We start from the raw sequence: 20,270 nt of genomic DNA on the forward strand, positions 1-20,270 counted from the left end.
ACGGAGTGTGACGGAAGCGCAGAGAGTGTTGATATGGATTTTGCATGCGTTGGCGGAGAGACTGTAAGTGATAGAAGTTGTGGAAAAGTCTCGGTTGTCGGAATAGGACCCGGAAATTATGAGAATATGACGGTTAAGGCGGCAGAGACGCTTAAGGCGTGCGATGTAATCGCAGGATATACTGTGTACTGCGATCTTGTCAGACCTTTTTTTCCTGATAAAGAATATATCTCAACGCCAATGATGGGTGAGGAAAAGAGAGTCAGACTTGCTTACGAGAAGGCGGCGGAAGGATTTAAGGTAGCGCTTGTATGTAGCGGAGATGCAGGAGTTTACGGAATGGCCGGGCTTTGCTATGAAGAGGCGGTTAATTTCGATAACGTTGATACGGAAGTTGTTCCGGGCGTTACGGCGGCAATCAGCGGAGCGGCACTTCTTGGGGCCCCGCTTATACATGATTTTTGCCTGATAAGTATGAGCGACAGGCTTACGCCGATGGAACTGATCGAGAAGAGGCTTCGTGCTGCGGCTTTGGCGGATATGGTGATCGTGATCTACAATCCTCAGAGTAAGGGGAGGAAAGGGTATCTTGCCCATGCCTGCGAGATTCTGATGGAGAATCTGCCACCCGAGCGGGTTTGCGGAATTGCAGGAAACATCGGAAGAGATGGCGAATACTGTAAGGTTATGACTTTGGGTGAATTAAAAGGTGCTGAGGTGGATATGTTTTCGACGATATTTATCGGAAATTCTTCTACTAGAAATATTACAGAGCACATGGTTACTTTAAGAGGATACAGAAGTGAGAGATAAGGTTCTTATTTTCGGAGGAACAACTGAAGGAAGGGAACTTGCGGCTGCGCTTTCTGCAGCAGGTATAGAGCATTTGGTGAGCGTTGCGACTGATTATGGCAAGGAAATTGAGGACTCTTTTGGAGAGAAAAATGTCATTGTCGGAAGAAAGAACTCGGATGAGATGGCAGAGCTTATGGTTTCCGGGGGCTTTACGGTTTGCGTTGATGCGACACATCCTTTTGCGACGCTTGTTTCTGCTGAGATTAAGAAGGCCTGTGAAAAGACGGGAGTTGAGTATATAAGGCTTCTTAGAGATACAGGGGCGAAGGCTTATTTGGAGATAGCTTCGAGTGAATGTGGCGGTGAGAAAAGGTTTGATGAAAAAGTGGTGCGTACAGCGGGAGTTGAGATAAATGGCCTGAATCGATTGCCGTTATGTGATGCAGGTTCAGATGGATTTCATGCTGATATGGAGAATGGCGGAATTAAGATTTTGAGTTGTGATTCTGTCGTGAGCGCGGCGAAGGAGCTTGAGAAGATACAAGGCAACATACTTCTTTTGACGGGAAGTAAGAATCTGAAGGCGATTATGACTGAGATTTCCGATAAGAGCAGGGTGTACGCCAGAGTTCTGCCGAATATCGAGAGTATCACAAAGTGCGAAGATGCGGGGCTTCGCGGAAAGCAGATTATTGCTATGCAGGGGCCTTTTTCCAAAGACATGAATGTAGCGCTTATTAAAGAGATTGGAGCGGCGGTTATTCTTACTAAGGAGAGCGGTGCTACGGGTGGACTTGATGAGAAACTCCTTGCGGCAAGAGAGTGCGGGATTAAGGCCATCATGATAAAGAGCCCGGAGAGCAGAGCTGGCGGTCCGGGAAGCGATGAGGGCGCATTTGCAAAAGGGTACAGTCTGCCGGAAGTGTTGGAAAAACTTGGAGTTGATGAGCAGAGGATTGAATCAATTAAGGTTGAGAATGATGAAATAAGCAGTATTGGAGTTAATGAATCCGGCGAGAATGAGAAAAAATGTCGAGTATCAAAAGGGGGCAAGACAAATATCGGTAGGCATATCACACTTGCCGGAATAGGCCCCGGTGATGCGAGATATTATACAAGAGAACTTGAAGTGGCACTTGAGAGCGCGGATGTGATCTTCGGAGCAAAGAGTATTCTTGAGAGAGTTGATAAGAGCAGGATCAGAGCTGAATTTGTGCCGCTTTATATGGGAAAAGATATTCTTGAGTACTTGGAAAAAAGTGGATTTGATGAGGCTGTCGTTGTGCATGAAGAAAGTAGTGAAAGTAAAGCAAGTGATGTAGGCGATGTAAGCGGTGACGGAAATAAGAATGTGATTTTTGATAAGTCCGCTTTTAAGTACAAGAATCCGTTGGCTCTTTTTTCGGGAGATATAAGCCTTTGCAGCGGCGCAAAGAATGCTACGCAGGCTTTTGAAGGTGCAGGGTATAAAGTGCGCAAGATATCAGGGATTTCTTCGGCAGCTCTTTTTGCAAACAGATTGGGTCTTGGGCTGGAAGACTGCAGTATAGTGAGTGCGCATGGAAGAGAGTGTAATGTTGCGGGATATATTGCGGAAACTAAGAAGCTTATCATTCTTCCTTCGAGCTGTGCGCACGCGGGCGAGATTGCGAGATTGGCATTTGATGTTGCTGATAGTATCTGTGATAGGAACTACGAGAATAAAACGGCAGAACAGATTGGCTTAAAATATGCATTGGAAGTGAATGCAGAAGGTCTTAATGATGATGCGGATAATGAAGTTTCTGCCGGATGTGGAAATCTTAAGATAGTGATCGGATATGAGCTTGGGACGGTTTCGGAGAAAATTCTTGAGATTACGCGTGATGACTTATGTGCTTCCGGAGAAGAAATGTTTGGAGATAGTGCATCTGAAAAGAAGATGTGTGAATATGGAATAGTTAGTTGTGGGAACAGTATTTTTTCACCTGATGAGAAAGGAAAATGTCTGTTGTATATAGAAAATAAGCGTGTCGGCGAAACGCCTGTAATAAGAGGAATATCTGACGATGAGTTCATCAGGGGCAAGACTCCGATGACCAAAGAGGAGATAAGAGCTATATCTATCAGAAAGCTGGGACTTTCCGCGGATTCCGTGCTCTATGACATTGGCGCGGGGACAGGTTCAGTATCTGTCGAAGCAGCTCTTTTGCACCCTGATATCAAGGTCTTCGCGATTGAGAGAAACGATGAGGCGGCCGAGCTTATCAAGAAGAACAAAGAGAAGTTCTGCGCGGATAACATTACTGTGATAAAGGGCGAAGCATCGGGGGTGCTTGGCAAGATGGCAGTATCGGAAATTGCAGCGCCTAAAGAAACAGGGAAATCCGGTATTTTTGCTTCAGCAAGCGAGTGCTCTGATATTGGTGTTGAAGGAAAGTTACTTGTGCCTACGCATGCTTTCATTGGCGGAAGCGGCGGGAATATGCGGGCTATCATTGATCTTCTCAAACAGAGGAATCCCAATGTGCGAATCGTGATAAACTGCGTCACGCTCGAGACGCTTACTGAAGTGCTTACTGTTATCAAAGAGGGAGATTTTGCGGAGCCTGATATTGTGCAAGTCAGTGCGAACAGGTATAGGAAAGTCGGAGAGTATCATATGGCCGATGCGATCAATCCTGTGTATATAGTGGCAGTGAGCGGTATATGATTTATGGGAACATATAGGGGCAATATATGGGGGATGTTCACTGAGCTGAGAATGCTACCATTATGTATTTGAGAATGGTAGCAGAATTACTGAGGCTAAAAAACTGTTGGAAATATGAGAAATCAGAATATCAACAGGGAGTTTAGGCTAAAATACCCTGTTGGGAATGCGGTAAATAGAATATCAACAGGGAACCTGGGCGTAAAATATTCTGTTGGATATGCAAGAAATCATAATACCAACAGGTGGTTTAGCCGGAAATACCCTGTTGGAAATGCAGAAAATAGGGATGTTAACAGGTAGATAGGGCAAAAATACTCTGTTGGGAATGCGGGAAATAGAATATCAACAGGGGCGCTAGGCTAAAATGCCCTGTTGGAAATGTGAGAAATCAGAATATCAACAGGGGGTTTAGACAAAAATACCCTGTTGGGAATGCTGAAAATAGAATATCAACAGGGGGTGCTAGGCTAAAATGCCCTGTTGGAAATGTGAGAAATCAGAATATCAACAGGGAGTTTAGACAAAAATGCCCTGTTGGGAATGCTGAAAATAGAATATCAACAGGGAGTTTAGACAAAAATACCCTGTTGGAACGCGGGAAATTCGAATATCAACAGGAGGTAAAGACACTAAGAATGCCACTATTTTTATATGCGTAATAGTGGTAGTAAATCATGTTTGATTAGTAGCGGAATTTTATAAGCGGTGTAAGCATGTTAGTAGGCATTAGACAAATGTATATAAAATTACATCGGATTCTGCCAAAACATGCCAAGACATGTCAAAGCATGCTAAAGCATATCGAAACATGCCAAACATGTCAAAACATGTCAAAGCATACCAAAGCACACCGAATCACTCCTGATCCGGTGAGTGGCCTGAATTGCCGTAAGGTTCGATTTCATCGATCATCTCCATGTCGTCTTCCGAGAGCTCAAAGTCAAACAGCTCAGAATTTGAGCGGATTCTTTCGGGATTGACGGACTTGGGGAGCGGAACGACGCCGTGCTGCATTTCCCAGCGAAGGATGATCTGGGCAACGGTGCGGTCGTACTTTTCGGCAAGGTCCTTGAGAAGCGGATGCTCGAGGGATTTGCCTCTTCCGAGCGGGCTCCAGGCTTCTACGAGGATGCCGTGTTCCTGACAAAAATCTACTGTATCTTTCTGCAGGAAACCGGGATTTATCTCAATCTGGTCAACTGCAGGGATGATGTCGAATTCCATGAGTGCCTTGAGGTGATGAGTGAGAAAGTTTGAAACGCCGATTGCTTTGACGCGTCCTGACTTGTATATCTCGATCATAGCCCTCCAGGTCTCTCTGTTTGTATTCTCCCAGTCATCGTCGAATGCATATGATGCGGGCCAATGAATAAGATAGAGGTCAAGATAATCAAGACCGATCTCGCTCATTGTCTTTTCAAAAGCTGCAAGAGTCTTTTCATAGCCAAGTTCTGACTTCCATACTTTGCTGGTTACGAAAATATCATCCCTTTTAGCAGCACCCGTAGCGATAAAGTCGTTTATGGCCTGTCCGACCTGCTTTTCATTTTCATAAAAAGCAGCAGTATCTATATGACGATATCCAATCTCGAGAGCAGATTTTACAGAGTTGTAAGCTTCTATGGGATCTTTTATCTTATATGTGCCAAAAGCAAGGCAGGGTATAGCTGTTCCGTTATTTAGCTTTATTCTGTCCGTGAGTGTATTCATTGGTTATACCTCTTTCTTTTAGAGAAATGTTTATCTGAATCATTTTTTCCGGTGCTTCTGTCACCAAATAACTCGACTTATTTGGTGACAGCGGCACTGATTACATACTTACACAATAGTACCATATAATTCTTGAATAAGAAATTTAATAATGTCGCAAACAAGCCTGTTTGGTAAGAGCATTTTAGTGACAATCCGATACTTTGGATACCCTTACGAAAAATTGGTGATAATTAACAAATTAAAAGTATATAGGTGAAAATGTTGTGTACTAATGAACAGAGTTAAAATAAATTTTAAAAAACGCTTACAAAAGTACGGTTATGTTGTATTATAGAAATACATAACACTACTACAACAAGGGGTATCTATGACTAATTATTTTCCAAGAGTAATGATTTCGGGAACCGGAAGCGGCAGCGGCAAGACAATGGTCACATGCGCTCTTCTGAGGATTCTTAAAAGAAAAGGTTACAAACCTGCAGTATTTAAGTGCGGGCCTGATTATATAGATCCGATTTTTCACAAAACGGTTTTGGATGTACCTTCAAGAAATCTTGATATCTTTATGGCAGGAAAAGACGGTATTCGCCGTACACTCGACAGAGGAAGCGAAGGCAGGAATTTTGGCGTTATAGAAGGTGTAATGGGCTTCTATGACGGTATCAGCGCATCCGGAATCGATGGATCGAGCTATGATATCAGTAAGGAAACGGAAACCCCTGTTATACTTGTTGTAAATGCAAAAGGGATGAGTATGTCCATAGTTCCCATGGTACAGGGATTTTGCGATTATGTCGGTAGAATTAACAATCCAATTAAGGGAATTATACTCAATAATATCTCCCCGATGATCGCGGATGATATATCAAGACGCATCGAGGAAGATGTTCATATACCGGTTGTAGGATATATCCCTCATATTAAGGATGCCAATATAGATAGCAGACATCTGGGGCTCGTACTTCCGAATGAGATTCCGGATCTCCTTGAAAAGATAGATGCCGTAGCTGATAAACTTGAAGAAACGCTTAATTTTGACAAACTCATTGATATCGCTGAAAAAGCGGAGGGCTTTCGTACTTTGCAGACAAGTTTCGCGCTTCCGCTCTGCGCAGAGCCTGCTGAGGGTGGCCCGCTGAAGGTTGCAGTGGCAAAGGATGAGGCTTTTTGCTTCTATTATGAAGATAATTTTGACCTTATGAGAGATATGGGGCTGGAGCTTGAGTTCTTTTCTCCTCTTCATGATAAAAAGCTTCCTGACGCGGACGGTTATATTTTTGGAGGCGGTTATCCGGAGCTTTATGCAAAAGAGCTGTCTTCCAATACTTCAATGCTCGAAGATATAAAAAAAGCTACCGATAACAATGTCCCTATTATTGCGGAATGCGGCGGATTCATGTATCTTCAGGAAGAAATTGAGGATAAAGACGGTAATACCTATAAGATGGTAGGAGCGATTCCCGGCAAGGCATTTATGACCGGCAAATTGACAAGATTTGGATATGTGACGATCGCGGCTGCAAAAGATAATACATATCTTAAGCCGTTTGAATGCATAAACGGACACGAGTTCCACTATTATGACACGACGAATAACGGAGATACCTGCATTATAACCAAGGGCACGCAGAACCGTTCCTGGGAAGGAATTCAGATAAAAGGTAATCTCTTTGCGGGATTCCCGCATCTTTATTACCCTTCATGCAATTCTTTTATAGAAAGATTTGCAGCAAGCATGCTGGTAGTTCGTTCACAAAAAAATGAACTGTGAGAGGAAAAGTTTCCAAATGAACATACATCTTTGCAAAAACGACGAAACTCTTGAACAGGCGCTTGAATATATTAACGAGCACGATTCAGAGGGAAGAAAATATACATTTGATAAAGAAAAAGACAGATGCTACGTCGGCGACGAAGCTTTTGCATCCGCACCTGTCATCATAAATCATAAAAACAATTATTGGGCACTACACATTGCAGAATAAGAATGTGAGTGATGCCGGTTATTGAAAAAGTATGGTGTTGTTAGCATATGACGGATACCTTGTTAATGTGCAGACAATACCATTTTTTTATATCATAGAATTAAAATAAAGATATTCTTTTTAATATGTCTTTCAGTTATAGGAATATGATAAAATGAATACGTATTAACGTACACAACACGTTGATTTATATTGTGCATCGTATATGCATAATCAATAATCATTACATAGATGAGAAGCCAAAGAACCAACTCCGTGCCAGCGAAGGCGTATATATATTTTTTGCGATTTTGTGCCACGGAGATGAGCCCAAGTCATAATTTCATGCCTATGCATGTAATTATGACTGCCCTGGGCTTATCGCAGTTCCCGGCACAATCGGAGCAAAAAATATATATACGCCTTCGCTGGCACGGAGTTGTCCCTTGGCTATCCATAATGTTTCTATTTGCATTTACACGTAACGAAGCTTACAGGTGAGCCTATGAGAAAAAGTAAGTATTTTGTTTTTTTTACCAAAAGAAACCAGGTTGATCTGGTGCTTGTACTTGTAGCATCTGCCCTTACTTTGATTTTGGCCGATATTTTAGGGAACGTAGGACCGGATTCCATATTAAGAACTGTTAAGTATATCCCAATCATGCTTGTTACGGCACTTTGTGGTATTATCCCCGGAATGCTGAGTCTTGTTCTGATTTTTATCTTTGGTTCTTTTTTGCAAGGATCGATCATGTATCATGCTTTTGCATATCTTCTGATCGCTTGTGCTATGAATGTTCTTACCAGAACCGGTTTTTTCAAAAAATTTTTTAAAGTAATACTTGCTTCTATGATCTTGCAATTTATTTTGGGCGACTTGTGGGGATTTTGTAAGCTTGTGCTTAATGACATTGGTTTGGCCGGATTTGACACTGGGAAGCTTATTCCGCTGTTTTTTAGAGAAGCCCCCGGATGTCTGTTTACCTGTTTTTTCGTATATATTCTTTTTAAAAAATTGCCGGATGATATCAAATTACAATTAGGAAGCGGACTGTACTATGTGGACACCACAAAACTTGATGAGGACGACAGATATGTTGTTGAAGGTAAGTCCAAAATCGGAAGCGTTGTAATGCAGGTGATAGTTTTTGAGGCAATAGTGCTTGGAATTATTGCTGAGATTGCAGCGAGAGAGCTGTACGCGGATATGACATTACGCGGCGGAATAGAGATGGCGATGCTCATATCGATCATAATTACTCCGATGGCGATTTTTGTTAATAACTATGCGCAGTACAGGATTGCAGAGCCTATAAGGATTTTGTCGAATGCCGTTACCGATATTTACAATTCCCAGGACACGGATATAAATGCAAGCGTAGAGGGGGTTCATAGACTTAGGATAGATACCAACGATGAGATAGAGGATCTGTATCATGCTATCGATCTTACTTTTTACAGATTCATGGAATACATTGAACTTGTGAAGAGCAGACAGCATATTGAGGATCAGCTCAGAGTGGAAAAGAGTGCCAATGAAGCCAAGTCGCGATTTCTTTCAAATATGTCTCATGAGATAAGGACACCTATAAATGCTGTACTAGGTTTTGATGAATTGATACTCAGGGAATGTAATGATGCGAATATCTTAAGCTATGCCACAGATATTCAGAATTCGGGAAAAACTCTTTTGGCACTTATAAATGACATACTTGATTTCTCCAAGATTGAAGCGGGAAAGATGGAGATACTGCCTGTAGAGTACGATGTCTGTTCGATGTTAAACGATGTCATCAATATGATCGATGTAAAGACCTATGAGAAGGGGCTTGAGTTTGTCGCAAATATTGCGGAAGATATACCGCATGTGTTGTTTGGCGATGAGACGAGAATAAAGCAGTGTATAATGAATCTTCTTACAAACGCGGTGAAATATACCGATACCGGAACGGTCACAATGGTCATATATAAAGAGGATTATGAGCCTGAGATAAACAGTAATGACTTTAGCGAGAAGATAGTCCTTGGTGTGCGGATAATCGACACCGGAATAGGGATAAAAGAGGAAAATATTGAAAAACTTACGCATGCCTTCGAGAGAGTTGATGAAATGAGAAACAGAACGATTGAAGGCACAGGACTTGGAATAAGCATAGTCACAAATCTTTTGGGACTTATGGGGGCAAAGCTCAATGTAAAGAGTGAATACGGAAACGGCTCGGAGTTCTCTTTTGAAGTGATACAGACCGTGATCAACAGAGAGCCTGTCGGAGACTTTAGCAAGAACTACAGTCACAGCAAGGTTGACATGAAGCAGTATAAAGAAAGCTTCCATGCACCTAAAGCCAAGATTCTTGTTGTCGATGATGTGAGCACGAATCTTGCCGTGATACAGGGACTGCTAAAAAAAACACTTATTACTGTCGATACGGCGCTCAGCGGAAGAAAAGCTCTTGAACTGGTTGCCGCCAATAAATATGATATTATTTTCCTTGATCACAGAATGCCTGAACTTGACGGCGTTCAGACTCTTCATATGATGAAGGGGCAGAATAACAATATGAATAAGAAGACTCCGATTGTGGCACTTACGGCAAATGTCATTTCGGGATCGAGAGAAATGTATTTCAGAGAAGGATTTACGAATTACTTATCAAAACCTGTTTCGCCGGGTAAATTGGAGGAAATGATACTCAGCTATCTTCCTTCATATAAAGTTTCACTTCCGGGAGACAGCGATTTTGTTGAAGCCGGTAATGAGGATAAAAAGAAAGAAGATGATATAGAATCAAGGCTTGGGCAAGTGCAGGGGATTGACGTTAAGACGGCTATAGCAAGGTGCGGTTCGCCCGAAGCGGTTGTTGATGTTATCAAGGATTTCAGGATTTCAATAAAAGAAAAAGCTGATCTTATTGAAAAAACTGCGGATGAAGATATCAAAAATTACAGGATATATGTACACGGGCTTAAGAGCTCCGCGATGGCGATAGGAGCAAAAGAACTCTCACGACTTGCGGAATATCTTGAGGATTGTGCGGAAAAAGAAAATCTGATCGAGATCGAGGCGCAGACGCCTAAGCTTCTTGAAATGTACAGAAGTTACATTGACAAACTGGCCGGTATCGCGGGCGAAGAAGAGGACGATCAGGATAAGCCGGTCATACCGGAAGATGAACTTAAAGATGCTTTTTCTGCGATAAAAGAATTTGTTTCGGCGTCATATTTTGATAGTGCCGATGACATAATGAACATGCTTGAAGAATATAGTATTCCTGAGAAATATAAGGATAAGTACAGAGATGTAAAAAGACTTATGGCGGCAGTTGACAGAGACGGACTATTGAATATATTGTAGTAATAGCGCAAAGCGGAAGGGCATGATATGGAAAAACGCGTACTCTTAATAGGCCATGGAAAAAGCTTTATGGTTAATGCCATAGAGAAGGGGCTCGAGAAGGAAGGATACGGAGTTTTAATGACAGAACCCGAACGGGAGGATATTGAGGACATGGAGAACCGGCCCAATATCTATCTTTTGTACATGGGTGATCTGGCGGAGTCTGACCATGAGCTGCTTGAATATCTTAATGATGCGATAGACAGCGAACGTTTTTTGCTTTATATCATTGGGAATAAAGAGGAACTTGATCTGGCGATCAATTATATTGCCAAGGAAAAAGTTCAGGAAATGTATCTCAGACCTCTCGATGTTAAGCTGATTACGGAAAATCTCAATTCTGTTGTGGAATACAGCGAGATTGATGATGAGCTGAAAAAGAAAATCCTCATAATAGATGATGACGGAACTATGCTCAGAATGATGAGAACCTGGCTGTCGGTGAAGTATCATGTATATATGGCAAGCTCGGGAAAGATTGCTCTGTCTTTTTTGGCGAAAAATCCTATAGATCTTGTACTTCTTGATTATGAAATGCCGGGAATGGACGGGGCAACGGTTTTGAAGGAAATAAGAAACACTCCTGCATACAAGGATATTCCTGTTATTTTCCTTACCGCTAAAGATGACAAGGAGAGCGTTATGAAGGTGGTTGGACTTAAACCCGAAAAATATCTCCTTAAATCAATGCCGAAAGAAAAACTTACCAATGCGATTGATGAGTTTTTTATTATTAAATCTATGAAAAAAGCGAGGAAGGAATAGTTATATGATTTCAAAATTGATCGACAAGATTGTAAACACAGGTGCGCCTATTGTAGTGGGACTCGATCCCAAGCTTGATTTTGTACCTGATGCAATAAAGAAAAGATGCTTTGAAGAAAAGGGTGAGAATCTTGACGGAGTTGCAGAGGCGTTCTGGCAGTTTAACAAAGAAATCATTGACAATATATATGATGTGGTTCCTGCAGTAAAGCCACAGATTGCAATGTACGAGGAGATTGGTATTCCCGGTCTCATCGCATTTAAGAAGACAGTAGATTACTGTAAGGAAAAAGGACTTATCGTTATCGGAGATATCAAGAGAGGCGATATCGGTTCTACAGCACAGTCTTACGCAGTTGGACATCTTGGCGGTGTTAAGGTTGGAGACAAAGTATTTAAAGGCTTTGATGAAGATTTTGTAACTGTTAATCCTTATCTTGGATCTGACGGTGTTAAGCCTTTCATAGATATTTGTAATAAGGAAGACAAGGGAATCTTCGTTCTTGCAAAGACATCAAATCCTTCAAGCGGAGAGTTCCAGGACAGAATTATCGACGGAAAGCCTCTCTATGAGATAGTAGGCGCTAAGATAAGAGAGTGGGGCGAAGAGTCGACAGACGGTTCATACAGCAATGTGGGTGCCGTAGTCGGAGCAACATATCCCGAGATGGGCAAGGTGCTCAGAGAGATCATGCCTCACAATTACATCCTTGTTCCCGGATACGGAGCACAGGGCGGTAAGGGAAAAGACCTTGTTAACTTCTTTAATAAAGACGGACTCGGAGCAATCGTAAATTCTTCGAGAGGAATCATAGCAGCATGGAAGAGCGACAATTACAAGCAGTTTAGTGACGGGAAGGTTGGAGAAGCTGCAAGGGCGGCAGTCCTTGATATGAAGGCGGACATCGCAGGTGCGCTCGTTCAGTAACAGAACAAAAGGAATAATTTGCATATTGGCAGCGGCTTTCGGCTTTGCACTTATGACGGCGTTTGTACGTGCAGCCGGAGACGTGCCCGTAATGCAAAAGAGTTTTTTCAGAAATTTGGTGGCAATGTTCATCGCGTCTATCGCTCTGGTAAGATCGGGCATTGGCTTTAAAATTGAGAAAAGCTACAGACTTGATATTTTCTTTAGGTGCCTATTTGGCACGTCAGGTGTTATCGCAAATTTTTATGCAATAGGAAAACTTGGGATAGCGGACGCAAACATGCTAAACAAGCTAGCGCCGTTTTTTGCCATAGTGCTCTCAATACCGCTGTTAAAAGAAGTTCCGTCAAAGGTGGATGCCATATCAACTTTGATCGCATTTATCGGAGCTCTTTTTATCATAAGACCGACAGGTATTGTTTCCGAGATGTTTCCGGCTCTCGTTGCTTTTTACGGAGGATTCGGTGCGGGAACGGCATACGTGTTTGTTAGAAGAGCAAGCAAAAAAGGTGCAGAGACACCGACTATTGTTTTTGCGTTTTCAACTTTTTCATGCCTTGTAACGCTTCCGTTTATAGTATTTGACTATCATCCCATGACAAAGTGGCAGCTGATAAGTCTGCTTATGGCGGGAGTATCCGCTTCGCTCGGACAGTTTTCGATTACTTCGGCGTATCGCTTTGCTCCGGCAAAAGATCTGTCGGTATTTGACTACACACAGGTTATATTTGCCGCGCTTATCGGTATTGTGGCGTTTTCTGAGACTCCGGTTTTGCTGAGCATAATCGGATATGTCATAATAATAGGCGTTTCGGTGGTCAGATGGCTTAAGAGAAATGAAGAAAAATGAAGTGAATATATTAATTGTAGATATTAATGTAAGATGCTATAATACTTTCTCAGAGGAAACGAATACGTTTCGACATTATATATAAAGACAATATAACCAAAGGAGTTTATGAGTTATGGAGAGATATAAGGAAGAGTTCATTGAATTTATGGTAGACAGCAATGTCCTTAAGTTTGGAGAGTTTACTCTGAAGAGTGGTCGTAAATCTCCTTTTTTTATGAATGCGGGAGCATATGTTACCGGTTCACAGCTTAAAAAGCTCGGTAACTACTATGCGAGAGCAATTCATGATACATTCGGACTTGAATTTGATGTCCTTTTTGGACCTGCATATAAGGGAATTCCGCTTACTGTTGCAACAAGTATGGCAATCAGCGAGCTTTACGGAAGAGAGATCAGATATTGTTCCAACAGAAAAGAAGTAAAGGATCACGGTGATAAGGGAATTCTTTTGGGAACAAAGCTTCGTGACGGAGACAGAGTTCTTATAATCGAAGATGTTACAACATCCGGAAAGTCTATCGAAGAGACAGTTCCGATCATTCAGACTCAGGCTGATTGTGATATCGTTGGACTTATGGTATCTTTGAACAGGCAGGAAAAAGGTCAGGACAGCGACATGAGTGCTCTTGACGAGATCAAAGAGAGATATGGCTTCAGCGCACATTCAATTGTTACTATGGATGATGTTGTAAGTTATCTTTACAACAGACCAATCGACGGAGAGATCCTTCTTACAAAAGATATCAAGAAGGCAATTGACGAGTATTACGCTGAATACGGCGCTAAGAAAGACTGATAACAGACTGCAGCGGTGAAACCGCCTATGGAGGTACATTATATGGAAGAACATACATACAAGGTGCTTGGAGGCACGGGCGCTATGAATATAGCATTGGGAGTGGTTTCACTTGTAGTGGGGATAACTGCCGGAATATTGCTTATAGTATGCGGAGCAAAGCTTCTAGGCAGCCGAAAGAATGTAATTATCTGATATTTAGAAAACGACTGGAAGGCATGAAGAAATTCAATTTAAAAAAGATCAATATTCTAAATAAGCTTAGTCTAGTCAGGGAAAAGTACGTCTTTACTGACAACAGACATCCTGAAAAAGGAATAATGTCTACCATACTCGGAATCCTGTCAGATGTATCGCTGGTGACGGCAGTACTCTTTTCATACAGGAACGGGGGGCAGGCTCTTATGAGATACGCCGCAGCGGCATTTGTTGCGGCGATATTTTCATGTTTGGGACTCACTCTTGGAATCATGTCCCGAATGGAAAAAGATATATTTAAGTTGTTCCCGAATCTTGGAATTATACTTAACCTGATTGCAGTTCTTTTTATTATTTTTATTTTGGTTCTCGGCTTTATGTGATCATAAGCGGGAAAGAACAGCGGGAGCGAAAGGAAAACGGAAATGACTGAAAATGAATCAGTATTTGAATTTAGCGTTGGAAATGATGTTACCGATGAGAGATACTCTCTTGCAATTGAGAGGGTGACGGAGATTTCCGATGAGCATATAGAGAATAAAGAGTTTGATGACTATTTTCACACAGTCAGAGATTTTATTCTTATGATAGACGAGACCTATAAATGGTCCGAAAACGGCGGGAAAGATGCGGATACTCTTAAGGAGCTTCAGGATAGAAATAAGAAACTCTACAGCGACATTCTTCCCGAGAACTATGACAGAAGTTATGGAAATCCTGCATATGCATGCGGTAAGCTCGGAGATGAATTCGGCAAGATTTTATCGGCATTGTATTTTGAACTTCGATCAATGATCACAAATGCTTTTGAGCTTCAGAAGTATGAGATTTTGATCAGGGTAGAAATGTTTCTTGAAGTATACGGAGCTTTTTTGCAGGCTTCGGAAGAAGGAAAACTTCCTGAATATGAGAGCATCAGACAGATCATGTACTGGTTCTACAGCGATTATGCTGAGGAAGAGAAGATGCTCAGATTTGCACAGATGGTCGATCCTGAGGATGATTATTTCAGGAATATTATAATGAACAGTGATCTGAGTGACATACGTTACCTGTACAAATTCGGTGAGTATGTAACGGACAATGAGATAAAGACAGCAGAACATCTCATGAAGATGTCGGAAGAAGAGATTACCAAGATAGCCGATACTTTCACTGAAGGTTATCGTATCGGATTTGCCGTAACAGGCAAGGATATCAGCATTAAAAGTACTGCATCTGTAATTTATATTTTGGGATTTGAGAGAATCATCAGAAAGGCTGTTGCCAATTTTGAAAAGATTGGACTTAAATCCGGAATCTTTCGTTCCGTCATGAGCACTTTCTACACAGCAGGAAGTGCAAGAAGGGCCGGATGTCACGGTGCGATTCCCAACAAGCAGTTTGATTACGATCACAAGGATGACGATGGTTTATTCCTTGATGCAGCTCTTGTTAACAGAAGACTTGAAGCAGTCAGAGCTGCGGGAGAAAAATATAAGAAAGAAGCCAAGTTATACGGCGGTCCCGCTGTGCTTGACGGATTCGGCGATGTACCTTTTTCACCCGAACAGAAGAAGGAAGCGGTTCATCTTAATGACGAGCAGAGTAAGCTACTTAGTGATTTCAAGATCAGGGCTTCGCTTATTCAGAACGAATATATTATAGGAAAAGAGAGAAGCTTTACTATCATTTCTTTCCCTGTGCCGAATATCGGTGACCGCTATGAAGAAATCTTTGATGAGACTGTCAGGATAAATACTCTTGATTATAATCTCTATCAGAATATACAGAAGAAGATAATCGATGCGCTTGATGAAGCAAAGTACGTGACAGTCAGGGGAATGGGCGATAATCACACGGATATCAAGGTTATGCTTCATGAGATAAAAGACAAAGAGAAGGAGACAAATTTTGAGAACTGTGTTGCGGATGTAAATATTCCCGTCGGAGAAGTGTTTACATCACCCGTACTTGCCGGAACGTCAGGAATACTGCACGTTACGGGCGTTTATCTCAAGGGGCTTTACTTTAAAGATTTAGAGATTAAATTTAAGGACGGATGTATCGAAGATTACAATTGTTCAAATTTTATAATTGAAGAAGACAACAAAAAATATATAAAAGAAAATATCATGTACAACCACGATACTCTGCCCATTGGCGAGTTTGCGATCGGCACAAATACCACAGCTTACATGTTTGCGAGGAAGTTTGGTATCGCAGACAAGCTTGAGATATTGATCGCAGAGAAGACAGGACCGCATTTTGCGGTGGGTGACACATGTTATTCCTATGAAGAGGATAACGACACATTTAATTTTGACGGAAAGAAGATCATTGCAAAAGAAAATGAGATTTCCGCAAAGCGTAAAACAGATCCGGATAAGGCATATTTCAGCTGCCATACAGATATAACGATTCCTTACGACGAGCTCGGCGAGATAAAAGCCGTAAGAGAGGACGGAACCGGCGTAACTATCATAGAAAACGGCAGATTCGTGCTTCCCGGCACGGAAGAGTTAAATAAGCCTCTGGATGAATAAAATAAACCATAGGTTGTAAGAAAAAAAACCATTGGTTGAATAAAAAAGTGGCACAATATATTGTGTTGTGCTATGATACAAGTGGCTAAATGTTGAAGCAGAAAAATGGAGGAAAACATGGCAAAAGTTGGAATAGTAATGGGCAGTGATTCAGATATGCCTGTTATGGCAAAAGCTGCAGATATTCTTGAGGAGCTCGGGATTGAATATGATATGAGAATTATATCCGCTCATAGAGAGCCCGATGAGTTTTTTGAATATGCGAAGACTGCAGAAGAAAAGGGATTTAAAGTAATTATCGCCGGAGCAGGAATGGCGGCACATCTTCCCGGAATGTGCGCTGCGATATTCCCTATGCCCGTTATAGGAATCCCTATGCACACAACTTCTTTGGGAGGCCGTGATTCTTTATATAGTATAGTTCAGATGCCTACCGGTATTCCTGTTGCTACAGTTGCTATCAATGGTGGAGCAAATGCAGGTATACTTGCAGCAAAGATTTTGGCAACAGGTGATGAGAAGCTTCTTGAGAAACTTAAGAAGTACACTTCTTCACTTAAGGACGGAGTTGTTGCCAAGGATGCAAGACTTCAGGAAGTCGGATACAAGAACTATTGATCGGTTATTGAATATAAATAGGCGAAATGCGAGGAGTTAAAATATTATGGCATTGGATTACAAAAAGGCTGGCGTTGATATCGAAGCAGGATATAAGTCTGTTGAACTTATAAAAGGTTATGTTAAAGAGACAATGAGACCGGAAGTACTTGGAGGACTCGGTGGCTTTTCGGGTGCATTTTCACTCAGTAAGATAAAAGACATGGAAGATCCGGTTCTTTTGTCCGGAACAGACGGAGTCGGAACAAAGATTAAGCTTGCGTTCCTTCTTGACAAGCATGATACTATCGGAATTGATGCTGTTGCAATGTGTGTAAACGACGTTGCATGTGCAGGCGGTGAACCGCTGTTTTTCCTTGATTATATTGCATGTGGCAAGAATATTCCCGAGAAGATCGCTGCAATCGTTAAGGGTGTTGCCGAAGGTTGTAAGCAGTCTGATGCTGCACTTATCGGCGGAGAGACAGCCGAGCATCCCGGACTTATGCCCGAGGATGAGTATGACGTTGCAGGATTTGCTGTCGGCGTTGTAGACAGAAAAGATATGATCGACGGAAGTTCAATAAAGGACGGAGACGTACTTATCGGTGTTGCTTCAAGTGGTGTTCACAGTAACGGATTTTCACTTGTAAGAAAAGTATTCGATATGACAAAAGAGAGCCTTGAGACATATTATGATGAGCTCGGTGCTACTCTTGGTGAGACACTTCTTACACCTACAAGAATCTATGTAAAGATGATGAAAGCAATCAAGAATGCAGGTGTTAAGGTTAAGGGGTGCAGCCATATCACAGGTGGCGGATTTTATGAGAATGTGCCCAGAATGCTTCCTGACGGAATCAAGGCTGTGATCGAGAAGAACAGCTATGACATTCCCCCTATCTTCAAGCTTATGCAGACAAAGGGCGGAATTGAAGAACAGATGATGTATAACACATATAATATGGGACTTGGCATGGTTCTTGCCGTTGATCCGAGTGATGTTGATGCTGCAATGAAAGCTATTGAGTCAGCAGGCGATAAGGCTTGGGTGGTAGGTAAGGCAGTTGCAGGCGAGAAGGGTGTAGAACTCGTATGAAGATAGCGGTTATGGTTTCCGGTGGCGGAACAAATTTGCAGGCTATAATTGATGGTATCGCAAACGGTACTATCACAAATACTGAGATCTCACTTGTATATAGCAATAATCCGAATGCTTATGCAATCGAGAGAGCAAAGAAAGCCGGTATTCCTTACGCGGTTAAGAGCCCTAAGGAATTTGAAAACAGAGATGATTTTAATAAAGCATTATTAAAGATCTTACAGGATGCCAATCCGGATCTTATTGTTCTGGCGGGATGTCTTGTTGTTATTCCGGAATGTGTTGTTAAGGCATTCCCCAACAAGATAATCAATATCCATCCTTCACTTATACCGGCATTTTGCGGTACGGGTTTTTACGGACTCAAGGTGCATGAACAGGTGCTTAAGAGAGGCGTAAGAGTATCAGGTGCTACAGTTCATTTTGTTGACGAGGGAACTGATACGGGACCGATAATATTGCAGAAGCCTGTTATGATAAGACAGGATGACACTCCGGAAGTGCTTCAGAAGCGTATTATGGAGCAGGCAGAGTGGAAGATCATGCCGATGGCGATTGATATGATAGCAAACGGCAGAGTAAGAGTAGAAGACCATAAAGTAATTATTGACGGATACGAAGAGGAGAATATTTTTTCATGAAGGTTTTAATTGTTGGCGGAGGCGGAAGAGAACATGCTATTGCTGAGGCTGTTTCAAGAAGTCCTCAGGTTTCAAAGATATATTGTGCTCCCGGAAACGGTGGAATTGCTGAACTTGCTGAATGTGTGCCGATAACACCTATGGAATTTGATAAGCTTGTTTCTTTTGCAAAAGAAAAAGAAATCGATCTTACCGTTATCGGAATGGACGATCCTCTTGTAGGAGGAATCGTAGATGCATTTGAAGCTGAGGGACTCAGAGTATTCGGCCCCAGAATGAATGCTGCAATACTTGAAGGAAGTAAGGCTTTTTCAAAAGACCTTATGAAGAAATACAATATCCCTACAGCGGCTTATGAAACATTTGATAATGCCGGGGATGCTCTTAAGTATCTCGAAACAGCTAAATTTCCCATTGTTCTTAAGGCTGACGGACTTGCACTCGGTAAGGGTGTTCTTATCTGCAACAACCTTGAGGAAGCTAAGGATGGCGTAAAAGAGATCATGGAAGATAAGAAATTCGGAGATGCCGGTAATCACATGGTAATCGAAGAATTTATGACAGGAAGAGAAGTTTCCGTATTGTCTTTTGTAGACGGAAAGACAATAAAGCTCATGTCCTCAGCTCAGGATCATAAGAGAGCGGGAGACGGAGATACTGGACTCAATACGGGGGGAATGGGCAATTTCTCACCCAGTCCTTTCTACACGGAAGAAGTAGACAAGTTCTGCCGTGAGAATATTTACAGCAGAACCGTTGAAGCAATGGCAAGTGAGGGAAGAGAGTTCAAGGGAGTAATCTTCTTCGGACTTATGCTCACACCGGACGGACCTAAGGTTCTTGAGTACAATGCAAGATTTGGAGACCCTGAGGCGCAGGTGGTACTCCCGAGACTCAAGACGGATATTATTGATGTATTTAATGCATGTATCGACGGCAAGCTTGATGAGATCAATCTTGAATTTGAAGATAAGGCAGCCGTATGTGTTGTTCTTGCAAGCGAGGGATATCCGGTAAGTTATGAGAAAGGTAAGCTTATAACCGGTCTGGATAATTTCAAGGGCAAGGATGGATATTATTGTTTCCATGCGGGAACAAAAAAGACTCCGGAAGGAATTGTTACTAACGGAGGAAGAGTTCTTGGTATCACCGCAAAGGGTGATACATTGGAAGAGGCTCGTACTAAGGCCTATGAAGCTACAGAATGGGTAAGCTTCGAAAACAAGTATATGCGTCATGATATAGGAAAAGCGATCGATGAAGCAAAAAAGTAATAAAACCTGCAAAAAGTGCCTGCAGTA

The 20,270-nt window shown here is 42.0% G+C and carries 19 protein-coding genes; 18 read left to right on the forward strand and 1 reads right to left on the reverse strand.

The genetic code is table 11. The features are described 5' to 3' along the window. Positions 1-33 precede the first annotated feature (33 nt). From cobJ to T356_RS0101750, 4 genes are all read left to right on the forward strand, one after another. A complete protein-coding gene (gene cobJ / locus T356_RS21760; protein ID WP_051563103.1) occupies positions 34-813 on the forward strand; it encodes a precorrin-3B C(17)-methyltransferase in 780 nt (259 codons plus the stop codon). Next, positions 803-3,487, forward strand: coding sequence for a precorrin-6Y C5,15-methyltransferase (decarboxylating) subunit CbiT (gene cbiT / locus T356_RS0101745; protein WP_026513010.1), 2,685 nt, complete (start codon positions 803-805; stop codon positions 3,485-3,487). The genes cobJ and cbiT overlap by 11 nt, the downstream gene beginning before the upstream one ends. Before the next feature lie 114 nt (positions 3,488-3,601). After that, positions 3,602-3,790: a hypothetical protein gene (locus tag T356_RS20990; protein WP_155838944.1), complete on the forward strand. Its 189-nt coding sequence runs from the start codon at positions 3,602-3,604 to the stop codon at positions 3,788-3,790. Between the two features lie 80 nt (positions 3,791-3,870). After that, positions 3,871-4,149 (forward strand): hypothetical protein, encoded by a 279-nt coding sequence (locus tag T356_RS0101750; protein WP_026513011.1) that lies wholly within the window; start codon positions 3,871-3,873, stop codon positions 4,147-4,149. Between the two features lie 196 nt (positions 4,150-4,345). On the opposite strand, the gene T356_RS0101755 is transcribed toward T356_RS0101750, so the two are convergent. Then, a complete protein-coding gene (locus T356_RS0101755; protein WP_026513012.1) occupies positions 4,346-5,200 on the reverse strand; it encodes an aldo/keto reductase in 855 nt (284 codons plus the stop codon). Between the two features lie 370 nt (positions 5,201-5,570). Here T356_RS0101755 and T356_RS18020 point away from each other — a divergent pair, with 370 nt between their 5' ends. From T356_RS18020 to purD, 14 genes are all read left to right on the forward strand, one after another. Next, on the forward strand, positions 5,571-6,974 hold the full coding sequence (locus T356_RS18020) for a cobyrinate a,c-diamide synthase (protein ID WP_051563079.1): 1,404 nt from the start codon (positions 5,571-5,573) through the stop codon (positions 6,972-6,974). A 16-nt stretch (positions 6,975-6,990) separates the two neighbouring features. Next, the gene (locus T356_RS0101765; protein ID WP_026513013.1) at positions 6,991-7,188 is read left to right on the forward strand and encodes a hypothetical protein; all 198 of its coding nucleotides are present in this window, start codon (positions 6,991-6,993) and stop codon (positions 7,186-7,188) included. A gap of 484 nt (positions 7,189-7,672) precedes the next feature. Then, a complete protein-coding gene (locus tag T356_RS20050; protein ID WP_051563080.1) occupies positions 7,673-10,522 on the forward strand; it encodes a response regulator in 2,850 nt (949 codons plus the stop codon). A gap of 27 nt (positions 10,523-10,549) precedes the next feature. After that, positions 10,550-11,329 carry a response regulator gene (locus T356_RS0101775; protein ID WP_026513014.1) on the forward strand — a complete coding sequence of 260 codons (780 nt, stop codon included), beginning with the start codon at positions 10,550-10,552 and terminating at the stop codon, positions 11,327-11,329. 4 nt (positions 11,330-11,333) lie between these two features. Next, the gene (gene pyrF, locus T356_RS0101780; RefSeq protein WP_026513015.1) at positions 11,334-12,257 is read left to right on the forward strand and encodes an orotidine-5'-phosphate decarboxylase; all 924 of its coding nucleotides are present in this window, start codon (positions 11,334-11,336) and stop codon (positions 12,255-12,257) included. Then, on the forward strand, positions 12,241-13,107 hold the full coding sequence (locus tag T356_RS0101785; protein ID WP_026513016.1) for a DMT family transporter: 867 nt from the start codon (positions 12,241-12,243) through the stop codon (positions 13,105-13,107). The genes pyrF and T356_RS0101785 overlap by 17 nt, the downstream gene beginning before the upstream one ends. Before the next feature lie 115 nt (positions 13,108-13,222). Then, complete coding sequence (gene pyrE / locus T356_RS0101790; protein WP_026513017.1) at positions 13,223-13,906, forward strand: orotate phosphoribosyltransferase; 684 nt, start codon at positions 13,223-13,225, stop codon at positions 13,904-13,906. 42 nt (positions 13,907-13,948) lie between these two features. Further along, positions 13,949-14,101: a hypothetical protein gene (locus tag T356_RS21225; protein ID WP_026513018.1), complete on the forward strand. Its 153-nt coding sequence runs from the start codon at positions 13,949-13,951 to the stop codon at positions 14,099-14,101. A 23-nt stretch (positions 14,102-14,124) separates the two neighbouring features. Next, positions 14,125-14,487 carry a DUF6142 family protein gene (locus T356_RS0101800; protein WP_035780187.1) on the forward strand — a complete coding sequence of 121 codons (363 nt, stop codon included), beginning with the start codon at positions 14,125-14,127 and terminating at the stop codon, positions 14,485-14,487. A gap of 42 nt (positions 14,488-14,529) precedes the next feature. After that, complete coding sequence (locus T356_RS0101805) at positions 14,530-16,629, forward strand: aminopeptidase (RefSeq protein WP_051563082.1); 2,100 nt, start codon at positions 14,530-14,532, stop codon at positions 16,627-16,629. Between the two features lie 117 nt (positions 16,630-16,746). Continuing rightward, positions 16,747-17,247: a 5-(carboxyamino)imidazole ribonucleotide mutase gene (purE, locus tag T356_RS0101810; RefSeq protein WP_026513021.1), complete on the forward strand. Its 501-nt coding sequence runs from the start codon at positions 16,747-16,749 to the stop codon at positions 17,245-17,247. A 52-nt stretch (positions 17,248-17,299) separates the two neighbouring features. Further along, positions 17,300-18,325, forward strand: coding sequence for a phosphoribosylformylglycinamidine cyclo-ligase (purM, locus tag T356_RS0101815; protein WP_026513022.1), 1,026 nt, complete (start codon positions 17,300-17,302; stop codon positions 18,323-18,325). Beyond that, the gene (gene purN / locus T356_RS0101820; protein WP_026513023.1) at positions 18,322-18,969 is read left to right on the forward strand and encodes a phosphoribosylglycinamide formyltransferase; all 648 of its coding nucleotides are present in this window, start codon (positions 18,322-18,324) and stop codon (positions 18,967-18,969) included. Before purM ends, purN begins: the two co-directional genes overlap by 4 nt. Beyond that, the gene (gene purD, locus T356_RS0101825; protein WP_026513024.1) at positions 18,966-20,243 is read left to right on the forward strand and encodes a phosphoribosylamine--glycine ligase; all 1,278 of its coding nucleotides are present in this window, start codon (positions 18,966-18,968) and stop codon (positions 20,241-20,243) included. The genes purN and purD overlap by 4 nt, the downstream gene beginning before the upstream one ends. Positions 20,244-20,270: the final 27 nt, after the last annotated feature.

It is taken from the genome of Butyrivibrio sp. LB2008, from assembly GCF_000621565.1.
Classification (GTDB): Bacteria; Bacillota; Clostridia; order Lachnospirales; family Lachnospiraceae; genus Butyrivibrio.

What these genes read in the sequence shown, in the direction of transcription:
- purN (WP_026513023.1), top strand. Translation starts at nt 18,322, where the DNA reads ATGAAGATAGCGGTTATGGTTTCCGGTGGCGGAACAAATTTGCAGGCT.
- T356_RS20050 (WP_051563080.1), top strand. Translation starts at nt 7,673, where the DNA reads ATGAGAAAAAGTAAGTATTTTGTTTTTTTTACCAAAAGAAACCAGGTT.
- T356_RS0101765 (WP_026513013.1), top strand. Translation starts at nt 6,991, where the DNA reads ATGAACATACATCTTTGCAAAAACGACGAAACTCTTGAACAGGCGCTT.
- T356_RS0101775 (WP_026513014.1), top strand. Translation starts at nt 10,550, where the DNA reads ATGGAAAAACGCGTACTCTTAATAGGCCATGGAAAAAGCTTTATGGTT.
- pyrF (WP_026513015.1), top strand. Translation starts at nt 11,334, where the DNA reads ATGATTTCAAAATTGATCGACAAGATTGTAAACACAGGTGCGCCTATT.
- purD (WP_026513024.1), top strand. Translation starts at nt 18,966, where the DNA reads ATGAAGGTTTTAATTGTTGGCGGAGGCGGAAGAGAACATGCTATTGCT.
- T356_RS0101800 (WP_035780187.1), top strand. Translation starts at nt 14,125, where the DNA reads ATGAAGAAATTCAATTTAAAAAAGATCAATATTCTAAATAAGCTTAGT.
- T356_RS20990 (WP_155838944.1), top strand. Translation starts at nt 3,602, where the DNA reads ATGAGAAATCAGAATATCAACAGGGAGTTTAGGCTAAAATACCCTGTT.
- T356_RS18020 (WP_051563079.1), top strand. Translation starts at nt 5,571, where the DNA reads ATGACTAATTATTTTCCAAGAGTAATGATTTCGGGAACCGGAAGCGGC.
- T356_RS21225 (WP_026513018.1), top strand. Translation starts at nt 13,949, where the DNA reads ATGGAAGAACATACATACAAGGTGCTTGGAGGCACGGGCGCTATGAAT.
- purE (WP_026513021.1), top strand. Translation starts at nt 16,747, where the DNA reads ATGGCAAAAGTTGGAATAGTAATGGGCAGTGATTCAGATATGCCTGTT.
- T356_RS0101805 (WP_051563082.1), top strand. Translation starts at nt 14,530, where the DNA reads ATGACTGAAAATGAATCAGTATTTGAATTTAGCGTTGGAAATGATGTT.
- cobJ (WP_051563103.1), top strand. Translation starts at nt 34, where the DNA reads ATGGATTTTGCATGCGTTGGCGGAGAGACTGTAAGTGATAGAAGTTGT.
- T356_RS0101755 (WP_026513012.1), bottom strand. Translation starts at nt 5,200, where the DNA reads ATGAATACACTCACGGACAGAATAAAGCTAAATAACGGAACAGCTATA.
- pyrE (WP_026513017.1), top strand. Translation starts at nt 13,223, where the DNA reads ATGGAGAGATATAAGGAAGAGTTCATTGAATTTATGGTAGACAGCAAT.